Raw genomic sequence first — 12,233 nt, 5'->3', positions numbered from 1 at the left:
CCTCCGCTTTCCGGAGGTGAAACTCCACGATTCTCTAGTTCACAGTGCGGTACTTGCGGAGCTCCTGCCTGGCGATGGTGCGCTTGTGCACTTCGTCGGGGCCGTCAGCGAGACGCAGCGTCCGAAGGTGCGCGTAGGCGCTGGCGAGGGGAAAATCGTCGGTCACTCCGGCACCGCCATGTACCTGGATGGCTCGGTCGACAATCTTCAGCGCCATCTTCGGTGCTGCGACCTTGATTGCCGCTATTTCCGTACGTGCCGCCTTATTGCCGACGGTGTCCATCATCCAGGCAGCTTTGAGTGTAAGCAGCCGGGTCATTTCGATCTCAATGCGTGCTTCGGCGATCCAGTCTTGGATGTTCGCACGCTCACTGAGTTTCTGGCCGAATGTCACACGCGATTCAGCTCGCTGGCACATGAGCTCGAGGGCGCGTTCGGCCATACCGATGGTGCGCATGCAATGATGGATGCGGCCGGGACCGAGCCGGGCCTGGCTGATCGCGAATCCCTCGCCCTCACCCTTGAGCACGTCTTTGACGGGCACTCTGACGTCTTTGAAGTCGACCTCGGCGTGGCCTTCCCGGTCGTGGTATCCGAAGACGGGGAGATTGCGAAGCACGGTGACGCCTTCGGCATCAATAGGCACGACCATCATCGACTGCTGCCGGTGCTGTTCGGCGGCGGGGTCAGTTTTTCCCATGACGATGAGCACCCGACAGTTCTTGTGCATCGCGTTCGACGCAAACCATTTGCGGCCGTTCAGAATGTAATGATCGCCGGTGCGCTCCATACGGAGTTCGATGTTGGTCGCGTCGGAGCTGGCGACCGCTGGCTCCGTCATCGCGAACGCCGAGCGGATTTCACCGTCAAGCAGGGGTTTGAGGTATTTCTCTTTGTGCTCGTCGGTGCCGAATAGTGTGAGAACCTCCATGTTGCCGGTGTCCGGTGCGCTGCAGTTGCAGGCCTCGGAAGCGATTTCGCTGCGGCCCATGATCTCTGCGAGAAACGCGTATTCGAGGTTGCTCAGACCGGGCCCCCATTCGGGGTGAGGGTGGAAGAGATTCCAGAGACCGCGGGCGCGGGCCGCTTTCTTGAGTTCTTCGAGGATGGGTGGATGGAAGTGGGGATCTCCGGACTCCGTCATCTGCTCGTGGTAAACGGCCTCGGCGGGGTAAACGTGCTCGTCCATGAAGCTGAGCAAGTCTCTTCTGTACGCTTCCGCGCGGCCGGAGAGTTCGAAGATTTCCATGTGTAGCTCCTGTGCGAGCGGCAGGCGAGTCTGGGAATCGCGCTGCGTGCAGGGGTGTCCCCACCAGGTATACTTGAATCCAACTTCAAGTTCAAGTTCTGGCGGCGTCACTCTGCTGGAGGCTTCTCGCTCCTTTTCTCCTCGCTCGAGCGGTGCTGCAGCCGCAACCGTGCGTGCTTTCGTTCGCGAATCGGGCGTCCGGTCGCGACGTGGTCCTCTTGCAGCGCCTTGACAAGGTTGAACATCGTAAAGAACCCGACGAGGAAGAACGGCAAGCCCACCACCGTGATGACCTGTTGCAGCGCATCGAGCCCCCCGGTGCCTGCGGCCGCCGCGAGCAGTGTCGCCGCGATCAGACCTTCCGCGGCCGCCCAGAACACTCGCTGACGGGTGGGGCCCGCAGCGACATCGCCGGTGCAGAGCATATCGACGACAAGGGAAGCGGAATCGGAAGAGGTGGTGAAGAAGATGACGACAATCAGGACAGAAATTGCGGCGACAAACGTGGTGGCTGGGAAGTTCTCCAGGAAACTGAAGAGCGCGCCGGGGATATCACCTTGTTCGACGACCTCCTCGACCAGGTTGCCGTCGCGGTTGCGCTCAATATCGAACGACGACAGCCCGAAGACGCTGAACCAGATAATTGTGAACGCCGTGGGCAGTCCAAGGACGCCGCCGACGAACTCGCGGATGGTGCGGCCGCGTGAGATTCGCGCGATGAAGATTCCCACAAACGGGGCCCAGGTGATCGTCCATGCCCAATAGAACACCGTCCAGCTGCCCTGCCAGCCCGGGTTGACGTCCGCGGCGTCAGTCCAGAACGCCAGGGGAACGATCCACTTCAGATAAGTGCCGGTGGTCTCGATGATGCCTTTAGCCAGGTAGAGCGTGGACCCTGCGATAAATACGAAGACGAGCAAACCGATCGCCATCGTGATGTTGATATTCGATAGCCGTTTGATGCCCTTATCGAGACCTGCTACCACCGAGGCGATCGCGATCATCGTGATGACGGTGATCAGCACGACCTGAACGAACTTGTTCTGCGGAATCCCGAACAGGGAGTTGAGGCCGGCGTTGATCTGCAGCGTGCCGAGCCCGATCGACGTTGCGACACCGAACAGCGTGCCGAGGACTGCGAGGATGTCGATCGACTTTCCGATCGGCCCGTGGATTTTCTCGCCGAGCATCGGCTGGAAGATGGAACTCACCCGCATCGGCAAGCCGCGTTTATACACGAAGTAGGCGAATGCCAGTGCAGGCAAACAGAAGATCGTCCATGTGTGTAGCCCGAAGTGGTAGAGGGTGAACGCCATGGCTTCTTCTTGCGCGGCAATAGATTGCGGTTCGACATCTGCGCGCGGCGGGTTCGCGTAGTGACTGATCGGTTCGGCCACACCCCAGAACATGAGGATGGTGCCGATGCCCGCCGCGAACAGCATGGCGAACCATGTTGCCGTGTTGTACTCAGGCTGCTCTTCGTCGCCACCGAGCCGGACATGCCCGTATCGGCTCACCGCGATCCAAATGAGGAAGAGCAGGAATGACGTGACGCCGAGAATGTAGAACCAGCCGAGGTTGGCGAGCAGCCAGTCCTTCACCGTTTCGAAAACGGAATCGACGGTGTCGGTGAACGCGATCGCGACGAACACGAACCCGATCATGATGGCCGCCGACACAAAGAAGATTATGGGATCGGTGCGCAGGCCGAATAGGTCATGAAACTTCTTCAGCATGATGCTTCTCCTGCCCTGAACGTTCGGGAAGCTATCAACCTGATCTTGCCACTAGCTGAACGTATGTGCGCGCTGAATGGTGGGGATCGCCCGGATTTTCACGAACCCCCGGATGCGTACAGGGTCAGCGAGCAATGTCGCGAACGAAACTCGAAATGTGTGCCGGTGGCCAGCGGGTCGCCGTCGAGGGCGAGCGGAACCGGTCCGTTCGTGATTTCGATATCGAGCGATTCCAGCTGTTCTCGCCGGTGCACGTGTGAGCCGCGCAGGGTCCCCGTGAAAACCGCGTATAGGGCGCGCAGATAGGACAGGCGAGCGTCAGCGCGCATGTACCTGACGTCGAGTTTGCCCTCGGCAAGGCTGGTCCGGCCTACTGGAATGCGGTCGACTGGCGCATAGTGCCCGTTGCCAACGAACAGCAAGCGAAGCGCGGTGCGCTCACCGTTCATGGTGGCGGGCAACGGCGTTGAGGCGGCAATCTCGCGAGCCATGGCGGTGACGAGGGGTATCCATTTCCCGGCAACTCGCTGCCACTTCTTGCGAGTTTGGAGGGCGGAGGGGTAACCGCCAATGCTGGCGGTGTTGATGAAGGTGATCGGTTCGCCGCTATCCACCCGTACCTCAGCTGTATCGAGGCAATAAGCAGATCCTCTCTCGATAGCGCCCACTACAGCGCTGACGTCACACACACCGGTGTCGGCCGCGAAATGATTGAGCGTTCCGCCGGGGAAAACCGCGAGCGGCAACTCACACGCCATCGCCGCGGCAGCGAGAGTGCGCACGGTCCCGTCACCGCCGCAAACCCCCACAGCCGCTGGATTCGCTGCGCGGATGGTGGCAACGAGGGCGTCGTGTGTCGCTGACAGCGAATCTTCGAACGCCGGTGTTTCAAACTTCGCGGCCGGCAGTAACTCGTGCAGCGTCTCTATTACCGCCGGAGACCCTGAGCGCGGGTTCGTGAACACGAGAAGCCCCTCACCGCGCGGCAGCGCGGGCGCCGGGGCGGTCTCGGCGGGCAGCGCAGGTTCATCGGTGACAGTGGCCCACCAGCGACGGGTGGCCAGTGCTGTCATGGAACCTACCGCTGCTCCAGCGATAACGTCCGATGGCCAGTGGACGCCGGTGTGGACGCGCGAGTACGCGACCGCTGCGGCGACTGGTGCTACCGCCGCACCAACGGGCCGGGACTCGAGCAGGATCCCTGTCGCGTAGGCCGCCGCCAGGGCAGAGTGGCCAGAAGGAAACGACGACGAGCGCGGCACGTCAAATGTCCGCCGTGCGAGCGGCACCGCGTCCGCGGGCGGCCGATGTCGCGGAAACACCCACTTGAGCGCGGCGTTGGCGATGAGGCTACTGAGCGCTAGCGACAGCACACCGCGGACCGCAGCGCGGCGGGACTTCCCCCCAATCCCGTAAAGAATCGACGAAATCCCGATCCACAGCATCCCCCGGTTCGCAGCCCGGCTCAGTGCAGCCATGATGCGGTCCACGACGGAGGGGCCCCAGCGGGCGGTTCGCTCGACGAGGTACCGGTCCACGGAAGAGACGTGGAAGGCAGGCTTCATTCCCACAGCGTAGTCGGAGTTGACGGCGATTTCGGCTGCCCGTCGAAAAAGAAAACAGACGTATAGAAATGGCCTTGCGCGGGTATGCCCCGGTCGATCAAGGAGGCGCCGATGAGTTTCGACCTATCACTAACGGGAGCCCAGCAGGATCTCGTCGAACGTACGCACGCGTTCGCGGAGGACGTCATCCGCCCGGTGGCGGCCAAGTACGACAAAGCTCAGGAATTTCCCTGGGAGGTCCTCGAAAAGGCTGCAGAAGAGGGCTTTTACTCGCCGCTTTTCTACCGGGATCTAATAGGCGACCCGACGGGTTTGTCCCTGCCCCTGTTCATGGAAGAACTGTTCTGGGGCTGCGCTGGTATCGGACTGGCGATCGTGATGCCCGCGCTCGCTTTGTCATCCATTGGGCAGTCGGCCACTCCTGAACAGATGCTGCGCTGGGCACCCGAGTGCTTCGGCTCGCCGGGCGACCTCAAACTTGCTGCGCTGTGTGTGTCTGAACCGGAAGGCGGCAGCGACGTGCGCAACCTGCGCACGACCGCGACGCGCGAGGGTGACCACTGGATCATCGAGGGTCACAAGATGTGGATCGGTAATGGTGGGATCGCGGACGTGCACGTCGTCAATGCCACCGTCGACCCTGATCTCGGGCACCGCGGACAAGCGTTGTTCATCGTTCCCGGTGACACACCGGGGATCGAATTGGTGAGGAAGCTCGATAAACTCGGCTGCCGCGCGTCACACACGGCTGAGCTGCGCTTCCACGACTGTCGCATACCAGCGGATCATCTGCTCGGTGGGGACGACAAACTGAATAGACGGCGCGAGCGAGCGCGCGCTGAAGCGGAGGGTGCCGCGGCCCCTGGCCGCCGCTCCGCGACACTCGGCACGTTTGAGCAGACTCGGCCGATGGTTGCGGCCCAAGCACTGGGGATCGCGCGCGCGGCGCTCGAATTCGCGGCCGGGTACGCGAACGAGCGGGAGGCGTTTGGCGCCCCGATCATCGATAACCAGGGTGTGTCCTTTCCGCTGGCGGATATTGCTACCCAGCTCGACGCCGCGCGTCTGCTCACCTGGCGGGCGTCGTGGATGGCGGCGAACAACGTTCCGTTCCGGCACGCAGAGGGATCGATGTCGAAACTGGCCGCAAGTGAGGTCGCAGTTCGGGCAACTGAGCAGGCCATTCAGACGTGCGGAGGCTGGGGCTACATTACGGACAACCCGGTCGAAAAGTGGTATCGGGACGCGAAGCTTTACACGATTTTCGAAGGCACCAGTGAAATCCAGCGGATGGTCATCGGCCGCTCACTGGGGGCCGCTGTGGGCACCCCGCTGCACTATGACCTTCCGGTGGATGGCGGACAGCTGAACCGTCAGCTCGGCCGCGGCACACCGCTGCGCACCCGCATTGGTGCGGCGGCTCTGAACGCCAAAGACCACATCCCCGCGCCAGCGCTGCGGGCTGCCATGCGGTTCCTGGCGCCCCCCAACCGCCGCTAAAGTCCAGCTGCTTTTTCAAGACTCGCAAGCGAGTCTTCGAGGTGTCGCAGCAGATGCTGGAGGTGCGGCACGGACTGGCGGCAGCCGATGACGCCAAAGTCGAGGGAATCGACGTTGCTCGCCAGCGTGATATTCAACGCGAGACCGTCCATGACGATCGACGCCGGATAGATGCCATCGAGTTTCGCGCCATTCCAGTACAGCGGCTTTTTTGGGCCGGGGACATTCGAGATGATCACGTTAAATGTCGGTGGCGTGAAGCTAGAGAGCCCGGCGGCGCTGGTCAGGGCGAACGGCCCGGCGAGAGTCGCGCCGAGTGCGATCGACTGGAGCGGAGACAAGCCTGCCATCATCTCTTTGGCTTGGCCCATTGACCGCCTGATTGCTTTCATACGGGCGAGCGGATCATCCTCGTCAGTCCCCAAACTGGCCATCACCACGGTGACAGCGTTACCCGCTTCGGCCTCCCCAGTTAGTGAGTGCAAGGAGACGGGCACGAAGGCGATGAGCGGCTTCTCCGGCAGCGCATTCTGTGTGAGGAGGTATTCACGCAACGCCCCGCCACACATGCACAGCACGACGTCGTTGAGTGTGGAGCCGGCTGCTTTCGCGACGCGGCGCAGCCGATCCAGGGACCATGATTGTGCCGCGAACCGCCGGGCCCCACCGATCGGGACGTTGAACATCGATTTCGGCGCCCGCAGCGGAAGCGGGATGTCACGCTCGCGCATGATCTGCCGCCCTATCCGATACGCCGCTGGCACCGAGCCTGCGACGTCGCCAGTGAGGCTTAGTCCGGTTTTGGCGAGGCCGAGCGGATTGAATCCCCGCGAGCCCCGTGCGGTTCTCGGCTGACGCGGTGCGAACGGTGCCGGCAGGCTGGTTTCCGAGGCATCGTCGGTGAGGCTTTTCTGCAGGAGACGCAGTGCGGTGACACCATCGACGAGTGCGTGGTGGATCTTGGTGTACACAGCGAGGCGGCCGTCGGATAACCCCTCGACAACGTGCATTTCCCACAGCGGTCGATGCCGGTCGAGCAGCGACGAGTGCCACAGCGACACGGTTTCGAGGAGTTCACGGATGCGGCCCGGCCGCGGCAGGGCGGATAGCCGCACGTGGTATTCGAGGTCTATCTCCGCATCCTCGCGCCACGTGAGATTCCGCAGCGTATTGAGTGGAGTGCCGGGGCGGCGGCGAAATGTGGAGGATACCTCCGGAGCAGATATTAGCTCGTTGTAGAGGTTGCGGGCGAAGTCTTCCCCGGCTCCCTCCGGTGGCGTAAACAGTTCGAGGCCACCAACATGCATGGGATGCTCGCGGGTTTCGAGACCCAGGAAGACGAAATCGTTCGGAGCCATGAGCCGCATGTGGGGTCCTTTCCCCGAGCTGGGACGATCCATGCATCAGATTTTTGAGTGTATGCGGGATGCAAGCACAGTTCGGTCGTTATCACGGGTATTGCTGAACCGGACGAATGTGCTGCGGCAGTGGCCCTCTCCTTCCACACACCGCAGCGCATCCGCTTCCCCGTAGATGCTTGTTTCTGCATCCACCCATAGATGACGCGGCGCGTGGCTCATCGGTTCCATCGGCTTCGCTCGCCTCCCACAGGAATCTGCAACGTGCGAATTGGGATGTTCTGCGCAGTAAGGATCTTGGTCCTGCGCGGGTGACCTGAGCCCATTAGAGTCCCTTTAGCAACAGTCGGTGATCATGGAAGGGTGAAGCGTGCGCGTAGTTCGCAGGGGGAGCGCTGCGGTAGTAAGTTCGGTTGTGATCGCTAGTGGGGTGGTGGCTTTACCTGCACAGGCTCTCGCGCAGCCAGAGACCCTTCGCTGGGGGCCGTGCCCAGAGGGAAGCTATGTCCAAGCGGCGCAGTGCGCGGAGGTCGACGTGCCCCGTGACTACGCGAATCCGGATGGGCCGACAATCACTCTCACGGTTAGCAAGCTACCGGCGCACGGTAACAAGCGCGGTGTTCTCTTCGGTAATCCGGGCGGTCCCGGCGGGAGCGCACTGCCGATGTTCGAAGACAACGAGCTCTTCACGTTCCCGCAGGAGTTGCGCAACGAATGGGATCTCATCGGCGTCCAGCCGCGCGGTTTGCCTTTCGGCACGCCAGTGGAGTGCGTGCCGCCGCTCGACATCGTAACGGCCACGGTCAACTATGGTGGCGCGACTCGTGCGATGTGTGACGCTGCGAATCCCGGCTACACGGCAACGATCACGACTGAAACCACAGCTCGTGACTGGGAGGAAGTACGCCGACAGCTCGGCGAAGACAGAATCAGCATCTACGGCCTTTCCTATGGCACGTTCCTCGGCTCGACGTACGCCACGCTATTTCCGCAGCACGTCGACCGCCTCGTCCTTGATTCCGCGATGGATCCTGACTGGGCATGGAACGAAGTCCTGTGGCAACAGAACGATGGATACAAGCAGCGTGTGTACGCGATGATGCAATGGATCGCGGACAACGACGACGTATACGACCTTGGCGATACCCCGCTGCAGGTGTATCAGCGCTGGGCGGGTGTGGTGGCAGCTGAAGCAGGCGCGTCTCCGACGCTCGCCCCGCCGCCGGCGCAGGTCGGGGATGTGCCACCCGCTCTTCGGGATTTTGCCGAGCAATACATCGCGGGCATCAATCTGACCGAGGGCGCACGGGCACAGTTCGAAGGCTGGCTCTCGAACATTCTCACACCCTCCCAGCTGATGTCGACGGTCTACGGGCTCACACGCGACGCGGCGCCGCAGCGGGACATGTGGCCGTTCGTTGCCCAGTCCATCCGCAACGGTGGCGTCGATCCCGGCGGTTTCGAACTCTCCGACGATCTGATGAACGAACTCCTGCAGTTCCAGGCCATGCAGAATGTGATCATGTGCAACGAGAATCAGGTGGCGCCGCGGCCGTGGGATTACCCGGCGTTCCTCGTGCACAATTTCATCAGCGGTGACATCTTTGAACTCATCGGATACACGTTCAGCTCTGGTGCCGCGTGTGCGGGCGCGCCACCCGTCACCACGCCAGTGAACGTTCAGAACGCTGGCCTTGAGGTTCAGCCGCTGCTGGTGCAGTCCCGGGAGGATCCGCAAACACCGTACGACGGTGGTCTGCGCCTGCGCGACCGGATGGGTGCCCACCTCATCACCGTGGGTGGCGGGGACCATGGCGCGTTCGGCAAAGGTAACTCGACGGTCGACGCCGCGGTGATCGAGTATCTGCGCACGGGGACGGTGGGCGTTACTGAAGCGCCGGAGCCGCCCATCCGGACTCCGCTCCTGTAGCGTCGTGATGTGGACGCTGCTCGAGAGGGGCAGCGTCCGCGCGGTCATGGGGCAGGAGCGGGTTAAGGGGCGCGCATGGAGTACACGTTCCTCGAGGGCCGATCGGTCGTGGTCGTGTACTTCTCGCTCCTCGGGATTGTTTTTCTGCGTGCCCAGGCCACCTACTGGGTGGGGCGGGCATTGGGTGCTGGCGTTCATCGTTCCCGGTTCGGTGCACGGCTGGGCAGCAAACTGGATCGGGCCGAGGCGGCGATCAACCGATACGGTCCGCCCGCGGTGACGGTGTCATTCCTGACCATTGGAGTGCAGACCGCGATCAACCTGGCGGCAGGGGCGATGCGCATGCACTTCTTCCGCTATCTGGTAGCCATGTTCCTGGGCTGTCTGATGTGGGCAGCGATCTACACCTTCGGCGGCCTGGCGGTGATGACCGCGTGGCTCTCGATATTCGTTGAATCACCGTTTCTGGCGGTTGCCGCCTTACTCGTGATCGCCGCGATCGTCACTCTGCTGATCCTGCGCCGCCGCCGGAGTGCAGCGAACGTGGCCGAGCATTAAGGACCTCCCCATATGCTGCATTTGCTGCCCCTCGCGCACTGGCGTGCCGCTGAGCGCTGGATCGCCCCGCCGTCGCTCGAGCAGGAGGGATTCGTGCACTGCACGGACGACACCGAAACGCTCGTGAAAGTTGCGAACCATTTCTACCGTGACGACCCCGGTGCCTTTGTCGTGCTCGTGCTCGACCCGGATGCGATCACAGCGGAAATCCGGTACGAGGCGCCCGTCGGCGTTGCGCCTGGGCTCGGGCCGGATCTCGTGTTCCCCCACGTCTACGGCCCGATCGAGGTGAGTGCCGTCCGGGAAGTGCTGTACGCGCGGCGCGAGCTCGGGGGGCGTTTCCTCGCCTTCGAGGAACGGCCAGCCATCGCTGAGGCGCAGGACCTGCTGCCGCATCCAGAGGGCGGCTGGTTCCGGCGCATCTGGACGAGTTCGCACCGCGTCAGGTCCGAACGCGGCGACCGTGCTACCGCCAGCGCGATCCTGTACTTCCTCGCCGAGACGCAGGTGTCCCAGCCGCACGCTGTGACATCCGACGAAATGTGGATCGTCCACGGCCCCGGCGACCTGGATTTACGGATCGATGACCACACAGAACGGCTGCGCCCGATCGCAGTTGGCGGACCGATGCACGCGGTGGTCCCCGCTGGTGCGCGGCAGTCTGCTCGCGCGATCGGAGATGTGCTGGTGACGTGCGTCGTGAGCCCTGAGTTCGATTTCGCGGATTTCACTCTCGGTTGACGGAAGGGACAGCCATGGCAACATTCCTGCTCATACCTGGCGCCGGTGCCGGCCCATGGTACTGGCACCGCGTCGCGCCACTGCTCGAGCAGTACGGTCATACCGTCATCACACCGGATCTGCCGGTTGACGATGACACCGCGGGCTTCGCCGAGTACACCGATACAGCTGTCGCCGCGCTGCCGGATCCTGTGATGCAGCCGCTCGTTGTTGTCGGGCAATCGATGGGTGCTTACACCGCGGTGCGGACGTGTGAGCGGGTGTCCGCTGCGTTACTTGTGCTGACGTGTCCAATGATTCCGCGGCCCGGCGAATCCGGCGGCGAATGGTGGGCCAGTACTCGCCAGCCGGATGCGGCTCGGGAGTACGCGAATGCGCAGGGCCGCGACCCCGACGCACCCTTCGACCCGCTGGAACTCTTTCTGCACGACGTATCCCGCGAGGTCGTCACTGATAGTGCCGCGCACGTCCGGGATCAGTCGGAAACACCGTTCGCGGCGGGCTGGGATGGGCCGGACTGGCCCGCAGTGCCTACCCGAGTCATCGCAGGCCGTTATGACCGCTTGTTCCCGCTCGGTTTCATGCAGGGGCTCAGTCGTGAACGGCTCGGTATCGAACCTGATGTCATCGACAGCGGCCACCTGTCCGCGCTCGCGCGCCCTGACGACCTGACCGCGCTGCTGATCGGATACCTCGCCGAGTTGAAGGTCGCTTAGCGGGCGCGCACGCCGCCGCGCGCCAAATCGGCCTGGATATTCTCCGCTGCCGTGAGCAGCGGCGGCAGCAGTTCGCTCCTCATCGCGCTGATCGTGCGGCGGGAGGTGTGCGCGGAAATATTCACTGCAGCGATCACCGTCCCGCCGGGGTCTCGAATGGGCGCTGCGATGGAGCGCAACCCTTCTTCGAGCTCTTGATCGACGATCGAAAAGCCCTGTCTGCGAACACGTTCTAGCTCCTGGCGAAGCGAATACTCATCCGTGATCGTACGATCGGTGAATGGGGTGAACGTCGTTGCGGCAAGGTAATCGTCAAGGGCTTCAGGCGTGAGACCCGCGAGCAAAACATGCCCCATTGATGTCGCGTAGGCGGGGAAGCGCGTGCCTACGTTAATGCTCACCGTCATGATTCGTGACGCCGCGACTCGCGCAACGTAAACGACTTCTCCAGCGTCGAGCACTGATACAGAACAGGATTCGTGCACCGCCGCTGAGAGCCGTTCGAGGTGCGGGTTCGCCACTTCGGGCAGTGTCAGGCTCGATAGGTACGAAAACCCTAGTTCAAGCACACGCGCGGTGAGGCTGAAGTACCGCCCATCCGAACGCACGTATCCAAGGTCCGCGAGCGTGAGCAGGAACCGCCTGGCCGCGGCGCGGGTCAGTCCAGTTTCGTGCGCCACTTCGGACAGTGTGAGTCGAGGGTGCTCGGCGCCAAAGCATCTGATTACGGCGAGGCCGCGCTCGAGGGACTGCACAAAGTGTGCGCCCCGGTCGCTGTCGTCGTGTGTCGCCGTCACGGGCCAAGCGTACAACCCAGATCGCCCGCCATTGACCCAGGCCGTAGCAGTGTTCATAATAAGAACAATCGTGCGAAATACGA

10 protein-coding genes are annotated in these 12,233 nt (G+C 62.6%); 5 read left to right on the top strand and 5 right to left on the bottom strand.

Translation table 11 applies throughout. The features are described 5' to 3' along the window. Positions 1–34 precede the first annotated feature (34 nt). The 3 genes from ONR57_RS13730 to ONR57_RS13720 all read right to left on the bottom strand — a co-directional run bounded on the left by ONR57_RS13730 (position 35) and on the right by ONR57_RS13720 (position 4,550). On the bottom strand, positions 35–1,249 hold the full coding sequence (locus ONR57_RS13730) for an acyl-CoA dehydrogenase family protein (RefSeq protein WP_265124070.1): 1,215 nt from the start codon (positions 1,247–1,249) through the stop codon (positions 35–37). 107 nt (positions 1,250–1,356) lie between these two features. Then, entirely contained in the window at positions 1,357–2,985 is a 1,629-nt protein-coding gene (locus ONR57_RS13725; protein WP_265124069.1) for a BCCT family transporter, read from the bottom strand. A 98-nt stretch (positions 2,986–3,083) separates the two neighbouring features. Further along, entirely contained in the window at positions 3,084–4,550 is a 1,467-nt protein-coding gene (locus tag ONR57_RS13720) for a bifunctional phosphatase PAP2/diacylglycerol kinase family protein (protein WP_265124068.1), read from the bottom strand. Between the two features lie 111 nt (positions 4,551–4,661). Here ONR57_RS13720 and ONR57_RS13715 point away from each other — a divergent pair, with 111 nt between their 5' ends. Further along, positions 4,662–6,050: an acyl-CoA dehydrogenase family protein gene (locus tag ONR57_RS13715; protein WP_265124067.1), complete on the top strand. Its 1,389-nt coding sequence runs from the start codon at positions 4,662–4,664 to the stop codon at positions 6,048–6,050. Here ONR57_RS13715 and ONR57_RS13710 read toward each other — a convergent pair. After that, a complete protein-coding gene (locus ONR57_RS13710) occupies positions 6,047–7,417 on the bottom strand; it encodes a wax ester/triacylglycerol synthase family O-acyltransferase (protein ID WP_265124066.1) in 1,371 nt (456 codons plus the stop codon). The two genes, ONR57_RS13715 and ONR57_RS13710, sit on opposite strands and share 4 nt — an antisense overlap. A 424-nt stretch (positions 7,418–7,841) precedes the next feature. On the opposite strand from ONR57_RS13710, the gene ONR57_RS23360 reads away from it, so the two are divergent. From ONR57_RS23360 to ONR57_RS13690, 4 genes are all read left to right on the top strand, one after another. Next, positions 7,842–9,338 carry an alpha/beta hydrolase gene (locus ONR57_RS23360; protein ID WP_265124065.1) on the top strand — a complete coding sequence of 499 codons (1,497 nt, stop codon included), beginning with the start codon at positions 7,842–7,844 and terminating at the stop codon, positions 9,336–9,338. 75 nt (positions 9,339–9,413) lie between these two features. Further along, positions 9,414–9,896 carry a DedA family protein gene (locus ONR57_RS13700; RefSeq protein WP_265124064.1) on the top strand — a complete coding sequence of 161 codons (483 nt, stop codon included), beginning with the start codon at positions 9,414–9,416 and terminating at the stop codon, positions 9,894–9,896. A 12-nt stretch (positions 9,897–9,908) separates the two neighbouring features. Further along, positions 9,909–10,637: a cupin domain-containing protein gene (locus ONR57_RS13695; RefSeq protein ID WP_265124063.1), complete on the top strand. Its 729-nt coding sequence runs from the start codon at positions 9,909–9,911 to the stop codon at positions 10,635–10,637. A gap of 14 nt (positions 10,638–10,651) precedes the next feature. Beyond that, the gene (locus tag ONR57_RS13690; protein ID WP_265124062.1) at positions 10,652–11,353 is read left to right on the top strand and encodes an alpha/beta fold hydrolase; all 702 of its coding nucleotides are present in this window, start codon (positions 10,652–10,654) and stop codon (positions 11,351–11,353) included. Here ONR57_RS13690 and ONR57_RS13685 read toward each other — a convergent pair. Next, complete coding sequence (locus ONR57_RS13685) at positions 11,350–12,150, bottom strand: IclR family transcriptional regulator (RefSeq protein ID WP_265124061.1); 801 nt, start codon at positions 12,148–12,150, stop codon at positions 11,350–11,352. The genes ONR57_RS13690 and ONR57_RS13685 overlap by 4 nt on opposite strands. Positions 12,151–12,233 lie beyond the last annotated feature (83 nt).

The sequence above is a fragment of the Hoyosella sp. YIM 151337 genome (assembly GCF_026041215.1).
In the GTDB taxonomy this organism is placed as follows: domain Bacteria; phylum Actinomycetota; class Actinomycetes; order Mycobacteriales; family Mycobacteriaceae; genus Hoyosella.
Note: the sequence above shows the minus strand (reverse complement) of the source record. Positions and strands in the feature narration are given on the sequence as shown.

Excerpts from the sequence above, each read along its gene's own strand:
- ONR57_RS13695 (WP_265124063.1), top strand. The coding sequence starts at position 9,909 with ATGCTGCATTTGCTGCCCCTCGCGCACTGGCGTGCCGCTGAGCGCTGG.
- ONR57_RS13710 (WP_265124066.1), bottom strand. The coding sequence starts at position 7,417 with ATGCGGCTCATGGCTCCGAACGATTTCGTCTTCCTGGGTCTCGAAACC.
- ONR57_RS13690 (WP_265124062.1), top strand. The coding sequence starts at position 10,652 with ATGGCAACATTCCTGCTCATACCTGGCGCCGGTGCCGGCCCATGGTAC.
- ONR57_RS13725 (WP_265124069.1), bottom strand. The coding sequence starts at position 2,985 with ATGCTGAAGAAGTTTCATGACCTATTCGGCCTGCGCACCGATCCCATA.
- ONR57_RS13700 (WP_265124064.1), top strand. The coding sequence starts at position 9,414 with ATGGAGTACACGTTCCTCGAGGGCCGATCGGTCGTGGTCGTGTACTTC.
- ONR57_RS13715 (WP_265124067.1), top strand. The coding sequence starts at position 4,662 with ATGAGTTTCGACCTATCACTAACGGGAGCCCAGCAGGATCTCGTCGAA.
- ONR57_RS13720 (WP_265124068.1), bottom strand. The coding sequence starts at position 4,550 with ATGAAGCCTGCCTTCCACGTCTCTTCCGTGGACCGGTACCTCGTCGAG.
- ONR57_RS13730 (WP_265124070.1), bottom strand. The coding sequence starts at position 1,249 with ATGGAAATCTTCGAACTCTCCGGCCGCGCGGAAGCGTACAGAAGAGAC.